Source organism: Mesorhizobium sp. HAY1-8B, assembly GCF_056868045.1.
In genome coordinates this window covers 1,079,392-1,094,701 of the sequence record NZ_CP200321.1, presented here as the reverse complement: position 1 = coordinate 1,094,701, position 15,310 = coordinate 1,079,392, and the positions used below count along the sequence as shown (strand labels likewise).

Genomic DNA, 15,310 nt, shown 5'->3' with positions numbered 1-15,310 from the left:
TTGCTAGGGTACGATCAGCGTGCCGGCGCCGTGTTCGGTGAAGAGTTCGAGCAGCACCGCATGCGGCGTCTTGCCGTTGAGGATGACGACGCCTTCGACACCGCGCTCGATCGCCTCGATGCAGGTCTCGACCTTGGGGATCATGCCGCCCGAGACCGTACCGTCCTTGATCAGTGCCTTGGCCTCGGCGACGGTCAGCTCGTCGATCAGCTTCTTGTTCTTGTCCAGCACACCCGGCACGTCGGTGAGGAACAGCAGCCGTGTCGCCTGGCAGGCCCCCGCAATGGCGCCAGCAAAGGTGTCGGCGTTGATGTTGTAGGTGTGGCCGTCGCGGCCGGGCGCCACCGGCGCCAGTACCGGGATCATCTCGGAGCGCGCCAGGAGGTCGAGCAGCGTGCGGTCGACCTCGACCGGCTCGCCGACAAAGCCGAGATCGAGCACGCGCTCGATGTTGGAATCGGGGTCGATCATGGTCTTGCGCGCCTTTTCGGCGAAGACCATGTTGCCGTCCTTGCCGCACAGGCCGATCGCCCATTCGCCCTCGGCGTTGATCAGCGCGACGATCTCCTTGTTGATCGAGCCGGCCAGCACCATCTCGACGATCTCGACCGTCTTCTGGTCGGTGACGCGCAGCCCACCCTCGAATTTGGATTCAATGCCCATCTTGGTCAGCATGGCGCCGATCTGCGGCCCGCCGCCATGGACGACGATCGGGTTGACGCCGGATTGCTTGAGCAGCGCGATGTCGCGGGCGAAAGCCTTGCCGAGTTCGATATCACCCATCGCGTGGCCGCCATATTTCACCACGACCGTCTTGTGTTCGTAGCGCTGCATATAGGGCAGCGCCCGTGACAGCAGGGCGGCCTGCATTTCGGCGGTGGCGGTTATCTCCGTCATCGGCATGGTTCCCTGGATATGGGTAAGGACGGCGGCGTCTTAGCGGGAATTGGCGCAGGGGGCAAATGGCATTGCTGTCATATTCGACGTCTCACGACGTCGTCATCGCGAAGGGACCATCAACGGCGCCCTGCGGCCCAGCCAACCCGAGATCTTCTCCATCTGCGCGGCGAAGGACAAAAGCGTCTCTTCGTCGCCCGGGCGGCCGGCGGCCTGGATGCCCAGCGGCAGGCCGGCGTCGGTGACATGGACCGGCAGCGCGATCGACGGCTGGCCGCTGACATTGTGGATCGCCGGCCAGTGGGTGAAGAAAAGGCTCTTGTCCATCAACTGGCCGAAAAGTGATTTCAGCTTCAGCAAAGGCGTCAAGTGAAGCTTGTCGAGCAGGTTCTCGATCAGCTCATCGGCGCCCTGCGGATCCATGGCGCCGCAGGCGAGCGGCGGGTGGGCGATGATGGGCATCAGCACAGCATCATACTGCGCGGTTTCCTCGATCATCCGCCGCGAGGCAGCATGCAGCCGCTGCAGGCTGGCATAGATCTCGCCGGCCGACACCATTTCGCCCAACCGGCCCAGCACCCGCGTGGCACGCTCGATGTCGCCGGTGACGGAACGGCCGACGCGCAGCGCTTCCGCCCGCAGCATGCCGGCGACGGCCGAAGCAACCGTACTGCAGAAGTCGGCGAAGAAGTCACGGTCGATGAAGGGCAGATCGATGTCCTCCACCGTATGGCCGCCCTCTCGCGCAAGCGCGACCGCCATGTCGAGCGCTTTCATTGTTTCAGCCGAAATCGGCAGGCCAAGCGGCGACTTGCGATAGACGGCCAGCCTCAGCTGGCCCGGATCGCGCGCGGCGGCTGCGGCGAACGTACCCTTCGGCGGCAGCGCGGCATAGGGCGACAAGGAGTCCGGACCATGGGTGAGGTCGAGCAGCAGTGCGGTGTCGCGCACCGAGCGGGTGACGGCGTGGTCGACCACCATGCCGTACCAGCTTTCGCTCACCAGCGGCGTCAGCGGGATACGGCCGCGCGAGGTCTTGAGGCCGACCAGGCCCGTGCAGGCGGAAGGCACCCGGATCGAGCCGCCGCCATCGGAGGCATGCGCCACCGGCACCACGCCGGCGGCGACGAGGGCTGCCGAACCACCCGACGAGCCGCCGCTGGTATGGCCGGTGTTCCAGGGATTGCGGGTGATGCCGAAGGCTTTTGATTCGGTCATCAGCCGCAGGCCGTGCTCCGGCGATGTCGAGGTGACGATCGGGATCAGCCCGGCGGCGAGGTAGCGCTCGGTCATCACCGAATTGATATCGGGCACCGAGGCCGGAATGCGACTGCCGCCATGCGACGGCACGCCCTTGATGGCGATGCCGAGGTCCTTGATGGCAAAGGGCACGCCGGCCAGCGGCAACGAGCGGTCGATGGTCCTGGCCCGCGCCCGCGCGGCCTCGTAGAGCGGTTCGGCCGTGGCATTGATTTCAGGCCGCGTGGCCTCTGCGCGCGCGATCGCCGCTTCGGTCAGCTCGATCGCCGACAGTTCGCCCTTGCGCACCAGACCGGCGAGGCCGGTTGCGTCCTCTTCCCACAGGGTCCGTTCGACCGACATCAGCGCTCCCCACTTTTGGCCAAGCTAGCCAGCGGCGATTCCCTTGGCAATCGAAGCCGCTACCGAACGCCGGAGCTTCAGGGTGCACAGAATATTTCCGGCGTTGCAAATACAACGCAATCACCTAATTTGGCTCGCATGACGCCGCAGGATATCTCGAAGCTGATCGTCCGGACTTCGATGAAGGATCGGGCTGCGTTCGATCTGCTCTACCGGCAGACCAGTGCGAAACTTTTCGGCGTCTGCCTTCGTGTATTGAACGATCGGGGAGATGCGGAAGAAGCGTTGCAGGAAGTCTTCGTCAAGATATGGACGAAGGCGGATCGTTTTGCTGTCTCCGATCTGAGCCCGATCTCCTGGCTGGTCGCAATCGCACGCAACCACGCGATCGATCGTATCAGGGCGCGGCGCAGGCCTGCCGCCGATATCGATGCCGCGCTCGATGTGGCCGATCCGGCACCGGGACCTGAAGCGATGGTGGTGGCGGGCGATGAATCCGGACGCATCCATCATTGCCTCGATGAGCTGGAAAAGGACCGGGCGGCGGCTGTCCGGGGTGCTTATCTCAAGGGCGAAAGCTATGCCGAACTGGCGGAGCGCCACGGCGTGCCGCTGAACACGATGCGTACCTGGCTGCGCCGCAGCCTGATGAAACTCAGAGAATGTCTGGAAAGATGACGCTGGCAGAGGACAATGGACCGGAACGTGGAGGCGACGACCTGTTCGCCGCCGAATACGTTCTTGGCGTTCTGCCGGCGGAAGAGCGGCAGATCGCGATCAGGCGCATCGATACCGAAGCCGAATTCGCACGGCTCGTCGATGGCTGGGAGGTTCATCTCTCGCCGCTGGGCGCAGCGTATCCGGAGGTTGAGCCGCCGGCTTCGATGAAGCCGGCGATCGACCGCCGGCTTTTTGCGTCGACGGCTGCAATACAACCCGAGGCAGGCGCCGGCCTGTGGTCCAGCCTTGCCTTCTGGCGCGGCCTTGCCGTGGCGGCGGTTGCCGCCCTGGCTCTCTATGTGGCCGTGCCCTACGTCAATCGCCCGGCTGAACAGCCGCAGGCGCGGCTTGTCGCCTCGCTGGCCGCCGATGGCAGCGACGTAAAATATCTCGCGGTCTATGATTCCGAGCGGCATGAGGTCAGCCTTTCGCATGTTTCCGGCACGCTCGCTTCCGGCAAGGACTTCGAGCTTTGGATGATCGAGGGCAAGAACGCCCCGGTCTCAATGGGCGTCATCCCGGCCGGTGCGACAGCGCATATCGGGGTCTCGCCCGCCACGCAGCAGAAACTGGCGCAAGGCGCGGTGCTGGCTGTCAGCCTTGAGCCGGCCGGCGGCTCGCCGACCGGGCAGCCCACCGGCCCGGTGGTTGCCGCGGGCGACTTGAAGAGCATCTGACCGGCTTCTCCTCGTAGCGAAGCCGTCGCCAGACTATTCCAAATTCATCTCATGTCACACGTGCTTAAATAGGCATGTGTGCCGGCAAACTGTTGCGCGGAACAAATCTCTTCGCCCGGACGAATAAATTAGAAATTCAAAAATATTCTGAAACTCCCGCGTTTGTGGTCCGTATCTCCTCGCGTCCCCAAGAATGGGAAGAGAAACCCGAGGAGTTTGAACATCATGCGTAGATTCGCCACCCTTTTGCTCGCCGGTACGATCGCGGTCTCCGCGCTTGCCACCGCTGCCTATGCCGAAAACCCGATGGTCGGCGGCGCCGCCATGTATGCCAACAAGACCATCGTCGAGAATGCCGTCAATTCGAAGGATCACACGACGCTGGTCGCCGCCGTCAAGGCAGCCGGCCTGGTCGAGACCCTGCAGGGCGCCGGTCCGTTCACCGTGTTCGCGCCGACCAACGAGGCCTTCGCCGCGCTGCCGGCAGGCACGGTCGACACGCTGCTCAAGCCCGAGAACAAGGACAAGCTCGTCAAGATACTGACCTGCCATGTCATCGGCGCCAAGGCGATGGCGGCGGACGTGGCGTCGATGGCCAAGGCTGACGGCGGTACGCACAAGGTCAAGACGGTCGGCGGTTGCGAACTGTCCCTCAAGGCCGATGGCGGCAAGGTCACCGTCACCGACGAGAATGGCAATGTCGCCAATGTGACGATCGCCGATGTCGAGCAGTCCAATGGCGTCATTCACGTCATCGACAAGGTTCTTCTGCCGAAGATGTAACAAAGGGCTTGCCGCGCACGAAGTTGCGGCAAGAGCTCTCCATCGATCGCGCCGTCTCGCTCCCGTGATGCGCAGTCGACACGCATGCTCCGCGCCGCCCACGATCAACCGTGGAACGGCGCGGAGTGTCGTTCGAGGGCAAACCGTCACCGGCTTTTGATTTCTGCGTGGCGGTATAGTTTGGCAAAAGAGAAGACAGGAGGAACTGGCCATGAACCGTCGCGACTTTCTTTTGAGCGGTGCCGCCGCCATCGGCGTCGTCGGAGCCGCGTCAACCCTGCTGCGCATGAGCAGCCCGCAAGCCGCGCAGGCCGCCGAGAAATTCGAGATCACCAAGACAGACGACGAGTGGAAAGCGATCCTGTCGCCGGCCGCCTTCGACGTGCTGCGCAAGCAAGGCACGGAGTATCCCGGCACCAGCCCGCTGCTCAACGAACACCGCAAGGGCATTTTCGCCTGTGCCGGCTGCGATCTGCCGGTCTATCCCTCGGAGACGAAATTCGATTCCGGTACCGGCTGGCCGAGCTTCTGGCAGGAGATCGCCAACGGCATCGGCAAGACCGAGGACCGGTCGCTCGGCATGACCCGCACCGAGGTGCATTGCCGGCGCTGCGGTGGCCATCTCGGCCATGTCTTCGACGATGGCCCGGCGCCGACCGGCCTGCGCCATTGCATCAACGGCGTGGCGCTGACCTTCAAGCCCGCCACGGCCTGAACAGGCTATGAATGCAAAAAACTCCGGGTCTTGCGGCCCGGAGTTTTTTGCGCTGTCAGGGCTTCGGGCGTGGACTGGAGGAGCTTCCCGAAACCGCTGCCGGCGGATGGATCTCTTATTCAATGCCCGCCGCCGCCACCGCCACCGGGCGCAGCCGGCTTCTTGATCAGCATGGTGAACAGGCCGAGCGTCGCAAACAGCACGGTCAGCATGTAGAACACGTCCATGAAGGACAGCAGCGCCGCCTGCTGCTGGACCATGCCAGACAGCTTGGAGATCGCCGCGCTGGCCGCATCGAGGCCGGTGGTCTGCTCGAAATTGAGCGTCATGTTCTGCAGCTTGGTCTGCGCGGCCGCACTGCCCCACTGCACATGCTCGGAGAGCCTCGCATAGTGGAAGGCGTTGCGATCGATCAGCACGGTGTTGATGAGGGCGAGGCCAACGGCACCGCCCAGATTGCGGGTGAGGTTGAACAGGCCGGACGCATTCTTCAGCCGGTCCGGCGGCAAGGTGCCGAGCGCGATGTTGTTGATTGGCACCATGCACAGCATCATCGAACAACCGCGCAGGATCTGCGGGATGAGCAGCTCGTAGAAATCCCAGTCGGCGGTCAGATGCGTCATCCACCAGGTTCCGGTGGCGAAGCCGAAGAAGCCGATCATCATCATCAGCCGCAAATCCATCTTGCTCGACAGGATGCCGGAGATCGGCGCGGTGACGAACATCGCCAGGCCGCTGACGAACAGCGCTTCACCGATCATCATCGAATCGTAACCCCGGATACGGCCAAGGAAGACCGGATAGAGATAGGTCAGGCCGTAGAGGCCGATGCCGATGACGAAGGAGAACAGCGAGCCGAAGGCGAAGTTGATGTTGCTGAACGCCTTGAGGTCGACGATGGGTTCCTCGGCGGTGAAGACCCGCCAGAAGAAGATCACCGCGCCGACAGTCATGACGATGGCGCAGATGAACACCCCTTGGTCCTGCAGCCAATCATTGTTCGGGCCTTCCTCAAGCACATATTCCATGCAACCCAGGAAGGCCGCCATGCCGGCGAGGCCCCACCAGTCGAACTTGTTGAACAGCTTGAGATTGGGCTTGTCGAAATCGATCAACGACCAGGCGGCGGTCGCCACCAGGATGCCGGGCACGACATTGACCAGGAACAGCCAGTGCCATGAAAAGGCGTGACTGATATAGCCGCCGACGGTCGGACCGATGGTCGGCGCCAGCGTCGCCACCAGGCCGATCATCGGCGAGACGATGGCGCGACGCGAGGGCGGGAAGATGGTGAAGGCCGCGGCAAAGACGCTCGGGATCATGCCGCCGCCGATGAAGCCTTGCACGGCGCGGTAGACGATCATCTGGTCGATGTTGGTGGCGGTCGCGGCAAGGGCGCTGGCGGCGGTGAAGCCGGCGGCGGCGATGGTGAACAGCACGCGCGTCGACAGCATGCGGCTGAGGAAGCCCGACAGCGGGATCATGACCACCTCGGCGATCAGATAGGCCGTCTGAACCCACGGGATTTCGTCGGAGCTGGCGCTGAGGCCCGCCTGGATCTCGGACAGCGAAGCCGAGACGATCTGGATGTCCAGGATCGCCATGAACATGCCGAACACCATCGCCAGGAAGGCGATGATGCGGCGTGTGGAAATGGTGTCGGGGACCGCCGGCCGTGCCGGCGGCGCTCCTGCGGTGATTGTTGCGGTTGCCATTGCGTGAGCCTCCTTGAGGCAGGCCGGGCGGCTCAGTGCTCAATCAGCCACCGAGCCGCCCTCCGAAAGCGCTTAGTTGGTCGTGGCGGCAGGTGCGGTGCGGCTGTCAACGTTGACGACAACGCTCAAGCCAGCGCGCAGCTTGCCGGTCTTCAGGGCATCGGCCGGGACGTCAATGCGCACCGGGACGCGCTGCACGACCTTGGTGAAGTTGCCGGTGGCGTTTTCCGGCGGCAGCAGCGAGAAGACCGCTCCCGAAGCCGGAGCCAGTGACGAAACGGTTCCCTGGATGGGCTGGCCATCGATGGCGTCGACCGAGATGTTGACCTTTTCGCCGGGAACCAGCCGGGCAAGCTGGGTCTCCTTGAAGTTGGCGACGATGTAGAGCTTGTCCATCGGCACGACGACGGCGAGCTTCTGGCCGGGGCTGACGAGATCGCCCTGCTCGACCGAGCGGTTGCCGACGACGCCGTCATAAGGCGCCTTGAGCACGGTGAAGGACAGATCGCGCGCGGCCTTGTCGCGGTTGAGCTGCAGGGAGGCGAGCGTGCTCGCCGACTCGGCGCGCTGCGCCTCGAGCACACCGATATTGGCCTGCGCGGCGGCGATCTGGGCGTCGGCACCGACAAGAGCGGCATTGGCCTGGTCGAGCGCGGTCTGGGCGTCATCCAGCTGTGCCTGCGTGCCGACATGCGTCTTGACCAGCTGCGCGGCGCGCTGCTGGGCACGGGCGGCGTTGTCGGCCGCGGCCTGATCGGCGACCTTCTGCGCCTGCGCCTGCTGCAGGGAGGCCTGCGCGGCCTTGGTCTGGGCGTCGATGCGGTCGAGCGTCTTCGACAGCGTGGCGATCTGCGCCTCGGCCTGGGCGACAGCGATCTTGTAGTCGCCATCGTCGATGGTCAGGAGCGGATCTCCAGCCTTGACCAGCTGGTTCTCGCTCACCTTGACCTGGTCGACATAGCCGGAAATCTTCGGCGAGACGAACGCCATGTCGGCCTGGACATAGGCGTCGTCGGTCGAGATCATGAAACGGCCCGTGGTCCAGTAGTCGTAGCCGTACCAGGCGCCGCCGCTCAGCAGGGCAAAGCCGATGATCGGCAGCAGGAAGGAGCGTACCGAGCGCTTCTTCCTGGCCGGAGCTTCAGCCGCCGGCGGCGGTGCGACCGGCTGGACCGGAATCTCCGGTGCTTCCGTCGCCGGAGCGACCTTGGCGTTGGGGAAAGGGCGGACTTCGGCGGTGGTGGGTGCGTTCGAGGACATCACATCTCTCTAAAGTAATAATACTGAACCGTTCGGTTCGATCTGGCCGTTGACATAGCGTGAAAAGAAGACCATATCAAGAGGCAATCGAACCGGTCGGTTCGAATTATTTCGAGGTGTCACCCCATGGCCGAAACCAAAGCCGAAACCTCAGCCAGTATTGAAAAGGAAGAGTGCGACCTGCTGGACAGCCTGCGCCGCGGACGTCCGGCGGCCGGACAGGATCCGGTCAAGCGCAGCCAGATCATCGATGGCGCCCGCCGTGTCTTCATAGACAAGGGCTTCGAAGCCGCCTCGATGAATGACATCACGCGCGAAGCCGGCGTGTCGAAAGGCACCATCTATGTCTATTTCGCCAACAAGGAAGAGCTGTTCGAGGCGCTGATCGAGGAAGAGCGCGGCACCATCTTCAAGAACATGTACGACATGCTCGACCGCGCCGACGACCTGCGCCAGACGTTGGTGAAGTTCGGCAAGGTGCTGTCCATGAAGATCACCTCGGCCAAGGTCATCCAGGCGCAACGCACGGTGATCGGCGCCTCCGACAGGATCCCCGACATGGGCGCGCGCTTTTACGAACGCGGCCCCAAACGCGGCCATGACAAGGTGGTGGAGTTCCTCAATGCCGCCATCGAACGCGGCCTGCTCGAGATCGACGATGTCGATCTCGCCGCTTACCAATTCACCGAACTTTGCCTGGCCGGCCTTTTCCGGCAGTGCATCTTCGCCTACCGGACCAAGGCGCCGAACCAGGATGAGATCGACCACATCGTCCGGTCGGGAGTAAACATGTTCCTGAAGGCCTACGGCACTGAAAGGCTCGCCGAGGAGGAAAGCCACCAGATGATTGCCCTGGAGGCAAAGGCCTAAGGCCAGCCGGGTTCATCGGGACCGGCCCTATCTCCCTGCCCTAGCCGCCATTGGCGGCAAGCACGATCGCGGCCTGCAATTCCTCCAGGCCTTCGCCCTTTTCCGATGACGTCGCCAGGACGAACGGAAACGCCGCAGGACGCTTCTTGATCTTCTGCAGCGTCTCCTCGATCAGCCGCGGCACGCCGGCGACCTTGATCTTGTCGGTCTTGGTCAGCACGATCTGGTAGGACACCGCCGCCTTGTCGAGCAGCGACAGCACTTCGTCGTCCTTGGCCTTGATGCCGTGGCGGGCATCGATCAGCACATAGACCCGCTTCAGCGTGACGCGGCCCTTGAGATAGTCGAAGACCAGTTTGGTCCATTCGTCGACCTTCTCCTTGGGCGCGGTGGCGTAGCCGTAGCCCGGCATGTCGACCAGCGCCATCGGCGGCAGGTCAGCGCCTTCGCCCGAAAATCCGTCCGGCACGAAATAGTTGAGTTCCTGCGTGCGCCCCGGGGTGTTGGAGGTGCGCGCCAGCCCCTTCTGGTTGACCAGAGCGTTGATCAGCGAGGATTTACCGACATTCGAGCGGCCGGCGAAGGCGATTTCCGGCGGCCCTTCCGGCGGCAGGAATTTCATGGCCGGCACGCCGCGGATGAAAATCCACCCGCGCGTGAACAGGTCGGTGCCGATCACGGTGCTGTTTTGAGCGTTCAAGCTGCTGCCTCCAGAAGAGAGATATCGGCGCCCCTGATGGCATCGAGGTTGCGGCCGATCTTGTCCACCGGCCAATCCCACCATGCCAATGCCAGCAGCCGCCTGATCGTCCTGTCGTCGAAACGCATCTTCACCATCTTGGCCGCGTTGCCGGCAACAATCGCATAGGGCGCCACATCATGCGTCACCACGGATTTGGCGGCGATGATGGCGCCATGGCCGATTTTCACGCCGGGCAGGATCACCGCTTCCATGCCGATCCAGACATCGCTGCCGACCACCGTGTCACCGCGCACCTCCCTCGACCATGTCGCCGGGTCAAAGCCCTCTTCCCAGCCATGACCGAAAATGTTGAACGGATAGGTCGAAAAGCCGGACATTGCGTGGTTGGCGCCGTTCATGATGAAGCGCGTGCCTTCGGCGATGGCGCAGAACTTGCCGATGATGAGCTTGTCACCGATGAAGGGATAGTGGTGCAGCACGCATTTCCGCGCGAATTTGTCAGGCCCGTCCGGGTCGTCATAGTAGGTGAAGTCGCCGATCTCGATGTTCGGCTCCGTCACCAGCGGCTTCAGGAAGCCGACACGCGTGTGCATCGGGATCGGATGCTTGATGTCGGGGTTGGGTCCGTCCATGTCGGGTTCGTCCGGGAATTGGCAGGCAGGCGCATCCGCAGCCGGAGGCGCCTGGTCAAAATAACGTGATCCGCCCTATAGCACCAATCGGCCGGGGAGCCAGTCTCCCGTGGCGAGCAAGCTCATTTGTTGCCGCGGCAGATCACGATCGGATTGGACAGCGCGCTGTCGAAACCGCTGCCCTGATAGACGGTGACATTCGAGGCTCCGGGCGGCAGCAGGAAGGTGCCTTCGACGACTTTCTGATCGCCTGATGCCATGTGAAGAGCCCAGCTAAACGTGCAGAATTGCGGCGGTGCCTTGGGTTCCACGTGGCTGCAGTTCAGTTGCGCGCCGCCCAGCATCGCGGCGCCACCGCAACTGACCGCATCCTTCGCAACCGCCGCGCCCGGGCATCCGACAAGCGCCGTCACGGCTGCGATCCTGATCCAATTCATCGTCGAAATCCTTGCCGGAAAATTCGCGCCGCGAGGCACCTTCTCCGCACCGTGGCCCATGAAATTTTTCTTCCGCGCGGCTTAGTGCGTCTTGCGCGCGCCGTCCAGCAGGATTATGTGCATGATGATAATAAGCATGCTCACGAAAAGTTGTCCATAGATCCTGACCTCCTCCCATGTCTCCCTCGCCAAATATCAGCTTCGTGCTGCACGACGTTGCGCGCTTGCTTCGGAAGCGGTTCGAGCAGCGTTCACGGACATCGGGACTGACCCGCGCCCAATGGCAGGTGCTGGCCTATCTTTCGCTGCATGAAGGCATTCACCAGAACAAGCTCGCCGACCTCATAGAGATCATGCCGATCACGCTTGCGCGGCTGCTCGACAAGATGGAGGCGCGCGGCTTCATCGAGCGCCGGCCCGACCCCACCGACCGCAGGGCCTGGCTGCTTTACCTGACCCCGCGGGCCCATCCGCTGCTCGAGACCATGCGCGGCAACGGCCAGAAAACAAGAGACGAGGCCTTCGCCGGCCTTTCGTCTGAAACACAGCAGCATCTGCTGCAAACCCTAAGCTTGATCAAATCCAATCTGCTCGCGGCTTGCACCCAGCCAGCCGTCGACCGGGAGAACGTACATGGTTGAATCAACATCCCCAAAGAAGCCTGCCGAGGATGACTCTTCAAAGGGTCGCGCCGGCGACCAGATCATCCGGCTGGACAGTGAGCGCGAACAGAGGCGCGCCAATGTCGTCATCGACAATGACGATCTGGAAGCTCCGGTTGCGCTGGAGCCCGCGGCACTCGAGGCTCCGGCCAAGGAGCCGCAGCCTCAGCAGGCCCCTGCCGCCCTTGCCCCTCCTGCCCCGGCCAAGCCGAAGCGCGGCCTGACGCGGCCAGTGCTTTTTGCCCTGCTTCCCGTCGCGCTGGCCGTCGGCGGCTATTATTACGTCACCGGGGGCCAGGTGATGACGACCGACAATGCCTATATCCAGGCGCAGTCGCTCGGCGTGTCCACCGACGTCTCCGGCACCGTGCAGGAGATCGACGTGCACGAGAACCAGGCTGTAAAGAAGGGCGACGTACTCTTCCGCCTGCGGCCGGCCTCTTTCGAAACCGCTCTTGCAGCCGCCCAGGCCCAGCTCGGGACCGTGCGCAACCAGGTTCTGACCCTGCAGGCCAGCTACCAGCAATCGCTGTCGCAGATCGAGCAGGCCGAGGCCGACATTCCCTATTACGAGGCCGCCTTCCAGCGGCAGCAGGATCTGCTCAAGACCTCGACCGCCTCCAAGGCGTCTTTCGACAGCGCCCAGCACGACCTCGTCGCAGCGCGCCAGAAAGTGTCCGTCGCCAAGGCGCAGGCGCAGGCCATGCTTGCCCAGCTGGGCGGCGATGCCAGCCAGCCGGTGGAAAAGAACCCCTTCTACCTGCAGGCCCAGTCGGGCGTCGATGACGCGCAGCGCAACCTCGGCGATTCGGTGGTCAAGGCGCCGTTCGACGGCATCGTCACCAATGTCGACGCGCTTCAGGTCGGCAAGTATCTGCCGGCTTCACAGCCGGCCTTCAGCCTGGTTTCGTCGACCGATCTGTGGATCGAGGCGGAGCCGAAGGAAACCGAGCTGACCTATGTGCGGCCGGGACAGACGGCGACGATCAGCGTCGACACCTATCCGGGCGCCGTCTGGCACGGCACGGTCGCCTCGATCAGCCCCGCCTCGTCGTCGAGCTTCTCGCTGCTGCCGGCCCAGAACACCACCGGCAACTGGGTCAAGGTCGTGCAGCGCATCCCGATGCGCGTGACGGTTGACGATCCCGAGGGCAAGCCCCCGTTGCGCGGCGGCATGAGCGCCGTGGTCGACGTCGAGACCGGCCATGCGCGCGGCCTGCCGGACTTCGTCACCAACCTCCTGAACCGGTTCGGACAGAAATCATGAGCAACGCGTCCGCGGCAGGTGCCACACCGGTGGTCGCCAATCGCGGCGCCATCACAGCTTGCGTGATCCTGGCCGTCATCATGCAGGCGCTGGACACGACCATCGCCAATGTGGCACTGCCCTACATCCAGGGCAGCGTGTCGGCCAGTGCCGACCAGATCAACTGGGTGCTGACCTCCTACATCGTCGCGGCGGCGGTGATGACACCGCCTTCGGGCTACCTCGCCAACCGCTTCGGCCGCAAGCGCATCCTTCTGACCTCGATCACCGGCTTTGTGGTCGCCTCGGTCCTGTGCGGCTTCGCGCAGTCGCTGCCGCAGATCGTCGGCTTCCGCCTGCTGCAGGGCCTGTTCGGCGCGGCCCTGGTGCCGCTGTCGCAGAGCATCCTGCTTGACATCTACAGCGTCGAGGAGCGCGGCTCGGCGATGGCGCTGTTCGGCGTTTCGGTGATGGTCGGGCCGGTGCTGGGCCCGGTCATCGGCGGCTGGCTGACCGAGAATGTCTCCTGGCGCTGGGTGTTCTACATCAACGTGCCGATCGGCGCGCTGGCTTTTGCGGGCGTGTCCCTGTTCGTCCTGGAAACCAAGCTGGACATCAAGGCAAGGCTGGACTGGCTGGGTTTCGGCATGCTCAGCATCACCATCGCGGCTTTGCAGATGTTTCTCGATCGCGGCGAGCAGCTCAACTGGTTCTCCTCGTCCGAGATCATCGTCGAGGCGCTGATCTGCGCGTCGGCCTTCTACATCTTCCTCGTCCATACCTTCACCGCCAAGAACACCTTCGTGAATCCGAGGCTCTTCCTGGACAGGAATTTCGCCGTCGGCATGGTCTTCATCTTCATCATCGGCATCACCTATCTCGCCTCGCTGGCGCTGATGACGCCCTATCTGCAGACGCTCATGGGCTATCCGGTGGTGACGGCTGGCATCGTCATGGGCCCGCGCGGCCTCGGCACGATGGCATGCATGTTCCTGGTCGGCAGGCTGATCGGCAAGGTGGATACGCGATGGCTGCTGCTGACCGGCCTACTGGTCACCGCCTGGGCGATGTACGACATGACCGGTTGGACGCCCGACGTCTCGCAATGGACGATCATCAGCACCGGCTTCGTCCAGGGCGCTGGCCTGGGCTTCCTGTTCGTGCCGTTGACCACCATCACCTTCGCCACGCTGGCGCCGGAGCGGCGCGCGGAAGGCACCGGGCTTTACAACCTGTCGCGAAACATCGGCTCGAGCGTCGGCATATCGGTGGTCACCGCGCTCTTGACGCAGAACGTGCAGATCAACCATGCCAACATCGCCACCTATGTGACGCCCTTCAACCAGGCGTTCAGCAACCCGGCGATCGCGCAGGCGATGAACCCCTACACCGCCGCCGGCCGGGCCGCGCTGGACGGCGTGGTGACGCTGCAGGCGACGATCATCAGCTACATGAACGACTTCAAGCTGATGATGATCCTGTCGCTGGCGGCCATCCCCCTGGTGCTCTTGCTGCGCAAGCCGGGCACGCCGGCCAAGGTCGACCATAGCGCCGTCATGGAGTGAGGCCGGGGCCCGGCTGATCGCGCCGGGGCCAGCCACGCACATATCACAAAGAGAAACCGGGGTCCTGTGAGGGACGACAGGACCCCGGCCTCGCCGACGCGGCTTCCCAAGAAACCTAGCGCCTCGACATGAGGCGGGGACGGCAGGCCGAGAAAGCCCCAACGGCCTGCCGCTGCCCCTTTCGCCGGAAGCCGCTACTTCGGCAAGAGCACCTTGTTGACGACATGGATGACGCCGTTCGACTGGTTGACGTCGGCGATGGTCACCTTCGCCTCGCCGCCGGATTCGTCCATGATGTAGAGCTTGCCCTTCTTGACCTCGGCGGTGAGCGTGTCGCCGGAGACGGCCTTCATCTCATATTTGCCGCCCATCGCCTTGGCCTTCTTCATCATCTCGGCGCCCGAAATCTTGCCGGCCACCACATGCGCGGTCAGAACCTTGGTGAGCTGGTCCTTGTTTTCAGGCTTCAGCAGCGTATCGACGGTGCCCTTCGGCAATGCCGCGAAGGCTTCGTTGGTGGGCGCAAAGACGGTGAACGGTCCGGCGCCCTGCAAGGTATCGACCAGGCCGGCCGCCTTGACGGCGGCGACCAGCGTCGTGTGGTCCTTCGAATTGACGGCGTTCTCGACGATGTTCTTGGTGGTGTACATCGGCGCGCCGCCGACATTCGGGTTCCTGGCATAGGCAGGAGCGGCAATCGCCACGCTGGCGACAAGGGCCGAAATGGCGATGGTCCTGAATGATGGCAAGCGCATGTGGTCTTCCTCCGGGTGAGGGCTGATCGGAATTGATAGCCTTTGGAAACGCACACGCAGTCACGTCCCGC

General features: G+C 63.6%; 16 protein-coding genes. 8 read left to right on the top strand and 8 right to left on the bottom strand.

Annotated features, from left to right (window positions below; genetic code table 11):
- Positions 1–3: 3 nt before the first annotated feature.
- Together argB and AC1VON_RS05430 are read right to left on the bottom strand one after the other, a co-directional pair.
- Positions 4–897: an acetylglutamate kinase gene (gene argB / locus AC1VON_RS05435; protein ID WP_172347586.1), complete on the bottom strand. Its 894-nt coding sequence runs from the start codon at positions 895–897 to the stop codon at positions 4–6.
- Positions 898–999: 102 nt separating this feature from the next.
- Positions 1,000–2,499, bottom strand: coding sequence for an amidase (locus AC1VON_RS05430; protein ID WP_483120823.1), 1,500 nt, complete (start codon positions 2,497–2,499; stop codon positions 1,000–1,002).
- Positions 2,500–2,637: 138 nt separating this feature from the next.
- Between AC1VON_RS05430 and AC1VON_RS05425 the strand changes: the two genes are divergently transcribed.
- From AC1VON_RS05425 to msrB, 4 genes are all read left to right on the top strand, one after another.
- Positions 2,638–3,177: a sigma-70 family RNA polymerase sigma factor gene (locus AC1VON_RS05425; protein WP_172347588.1), complete on the top strand. Its 540-nt coding sequence runs from the start codon at positions 2,638–2,640 to the stop codon at positions 3,175–3,177.
- Positions 3,174–3,896 carry an anti-sigma factor gene (locus AC1VON_RS05420; protein WP_483126275.1) on the top strand — a complete coding sequence of 241 codons (723 nt, stop codon included), beginning with the start codon at positions 3,174–3,176 and terminating at the stop codon, positions 3,894–3,896. The genes AC1VON_RS05425 and AC1VON_RS05420 overlap by 4 nt, the downstream gene beginning before the upstream one ends.
- Before the next feature lie 225 nt (positions 3,897–4,121).
- On the top strand, positions 4,122–4,679 hold the full coding sequence (locus AC1VON_RS05415) for a fasciclin domain-containing protein (protein ID WP_056573615.1): 558 nt from the start codon (positions 4,122–4,124) through the stop codon (positions 4,677–4,679).
- 211 nt (positions 4,680–4,890) lie between these two features.
- The gene (msrB, locus tag AC1VON_RS05410; RefSeq protein ID WP_483120821.1) at positions 4,891–5,394 is read left to right on the top strand and encodes a peptide-methionine (R)-S-oxide reductase MsrB; all 504 of its coding nucleotides are present in this window, start codon (positions 4,891–4,893) and stop codon (positions 5,392–5,394) included.
- A gap of 119 nt (positions 5,395–5,513) precedes the next feature.
- Here msrB and AC1VON_RS05405 read toward each other — a convergent pair whose 3' ends face one another.
- Positions 5,514–7,109 carry a DHA2 family efflux MFS transporter permease subunit gene (locus AC1VON_RS05405; protein ID WP_172347591.1) on the bottom strand — a complete coding sequence of 532 codons (1,596 nt, stop codon included), beginning with the start codon at positions 7,107–7,109 and terminating at the stop codon, positions 5,514–5,516.
- 72 nt (positions 7,110–7,181) lie between these two features.
- Positions 7,182–8,369, bottom strand: a complete 1,188-nt coding sequence (locus AC1VON_RS05400; RefSeq protein ID WP_483120819.1) for an HlyD family secretion protein — start codon at positions 8,367–8,369, stop codon at positions 7,182–7,184.
- A gap of 126 nt (positions 8,370–8,495) precedes the next feature.
- Between AC1VON_RS05400 and AC1VON_RS05395 the strand changes: the two genes are divergently transcribed.
- Positions 8,496–9,239, top strand: a complete 744-nt coding sequence (locus AC1VON_RS05395) for a TetR/AcrR family transcriptional regulator (RefSeq protein WP_172347593.1) — start codon at positions 8,496–8,498, stop codon at positions 9,237–9,239.
- Between the two features lie 40 nt (positions 9,240–9,279).
- Here the strand turns inward: AC1VON_RS05395 and yihA are convergent, their stop codons facing one another.
- The 3 genes from yihA to AC1VON_RS05380 form a co-directional block, all read right to left on the bottom strand.
- Positions 9,280–9,939 carry a ribosome biogenesis GTP-binding protein YihA/YsxC gene (gene yihA / locus AC1VON_RS05390; RefSeq protein WP_056573631.1) on the bottom strand — a complete coding sequence of 220 codons (660 nt, stop codon included), beginning with the start codon at positions 9,937–9,939 and terminating at the stop codon, positions 9,280–9,282.
- Complete coding sequence (locus AC1VON_RS05385; RefSeq protein ID WP_483120816.1) at positions 9,936–10,574, bottom strand: CatB-related O-acetyltransferase; 639 nt, start codon at positions 10,572–10,574, stop codon at positions 9,936–9,938. The genes yihA and AC1VON_RS05385 overlap by 4 nt, the downstream gene beginning before the upstream one ends.
- A gap of 122 nt (positions 10,575–10,696) precedes the next feature.
- Positions 10,697–10,987, bottom strand: coding sequence for a hypothetical protein (locus AC1VON_RS05380; protein WP_244494109.1), 291 nt, complete (start codon positions 10,985–10,987; stop codon positions 10,697–10,699).
- A 200-nt stretch (positions 10,988–11,187) separates the two neighbouring features.
- Between AC1VON_RS05380 and AC1VON_RS05375 the strand changes: the two genes are divergently transcribed.
- The 3 genes from AC1VON_RS05375 to AC1VON_RS05365 are packed head-to-tail and all read left to right on the top strand — an operon-like array spanning position 11,188 to position 14,484.
- Entirely contained in the window at positions 11,188–11,652 is a 465-nt protein-coding gene (locus AC1VON_RS05375; RefSeq protein ID WP_140770769.1) for a MarR family winged helix-turn-helix transcriptional regulator, read from the top strand.
- Complete coding sequence (locus AC1VON_RS05370; RefSeq protein ID WP_483120814.1) at positions 11,645–12,940, top strand: HlyD family secretion protein; 1,296 nt, start codon at positions 11,645–11,647, stop codon at positions 12,938–12,940. The genes AC1VON_RS05375 and AC1VON_RS05370 overlap by 8 nt, the downstream gene beginning before the upstream one ends.
- Positions 12,937–14,484 carry a DHA2 family efflux MFS transporter permease subunit gene (locus AC1VON_RS05365; RefSeq protein WP_172347596.1) on the top strand — a complete coding sequence of 516 codons (1,548 nt, stop codon included), beginning with the start codon at positions 12,937–12,939 and terminating at the stop codon, positions 14,482–14,484. Before AC1VON_RS05370 ends, AC1VON_RS05365 begins: the two co-directional genes overlap by 4 nt.
- A gap of 194 nt (positions 14,485–14,678) precedes the next feature.
- Here AC1VON_RS05365 and AC1VON_RS05360 read toward each other — a convergent pair whose 3' ends face one another.
- Entirely contained in the window at positions 14,679–15,239 is a 561-nt protein-coding gene (locus AC1VON_RS05360; protein WP_483120812.1) for a fasciclin domain-containing protein, read from the bottom strand.
- Between the last annotated feature and the right edge of the window lie 71 nt (positions 15,240–15,310).

Excerpts from the sequence above, each read along its gene's own strand:
- argB (WP_172347586.1), bottom strand. The coding sequence starts at position 897 with ATGACGGAGATAACCGCCACCGCCGAAATGCAGGCCGCCCTGCTGTCA.
- AC1VON_RS05430 (WP_483120823.1), bottom strand. The coding sequence starts at position 2,499 with ATGTCGGTCGAACGGACCCTGTGGGAAGAGGACGCAACCGGCCTCGCC.
- AC1VON_RS05425 (WP_172347588.1), top strand. The coding sequence starts at position 2,638 with ATGACGCCGCAGGATATCTCGAAGCTGATCGTCCGGACTTCGATGAAG.
- AC1VON_RS05420 (WP_483126275.1), top strand. The coding sequence starts at position 3,174 with ATGACGCTGGCAGAGGACAATGGACCGGAACGTGGAGGCGACGACCTG.
- AC1VON_RS05415 (WP_056573615.1), top strand. The coding sequence starts at position 4,122 with ATGCGTAGATTCGCCACCCTTTTGCTCGCCGGTACGATCGCGGTCTCC.
- msrB (WP_483120821.1), top strand. The coding sequence starts at position 4,891 with ATGAACCGTCGCGACTTTCTTTTGAGCGGTGCCGCCGCCATCGGCGTC.
- AC1VON_RS05405 (WP_172347591.1), bottom strand. The coding sequence starts at position 7,109 with ATGGCAACCGCAACAATCACCGCAGGAGCGCCGCCGGCACGGCCGGCG.
- AC1VON_RS05400 (WP_483120819.1), bottom strand. The coding sequence starts at position 8,369 with ATGTCCTCGAACGCACCCACCACCGCCGAAGTCCGCCCTTTCCCCAAC.
- AC1VON_RS05395 (WP_172347593.1), top strand. The coding sequence starts at position 8,496 with ATGGCCGAAACCAAAGCCGAAACCTCAGCCAGTATTGAAAAGGAAGAG.
- AC1VON_RS05385 (WP_483120816.1), bottom strand. The coding sequence starts at position 10,574 with ATGGACGGACCCAACCCCGACATCAAGCATCCGATCCCGATGCACACG.
- AC1VON_RS05375 (WP_140770769.1), top strand. The coding sequence starts at position 11,188 with ATGTCTCCCTCGCCAAATATCAGCTTCGTGCTGCACGACGTTGCGCGC.
- AC1VON_RS05370 (WP_483120814.1), top strand. The coding sequence starts at position 11,645 with ATGGTTGAATCAACATCCCCAAAGAAGCCTGCCGAGGATGACTCTTCA.
- AC1VON_RS05365 (WP_172347596.1), top strand. The coding sequence starts at position 12,937 with ATGAGCAACGCGTCCGCGGCAGGTGCCACACCGGTGGTCGCCAATCGC.
- AC1VON_RS05360 (WP_483120812.1), bottom strand. The coding sequence starts at position 15,239 with ATGCGCTTGCCATCATTCAGGACCATCGCCATTTCGGCCCTTGTCGCC.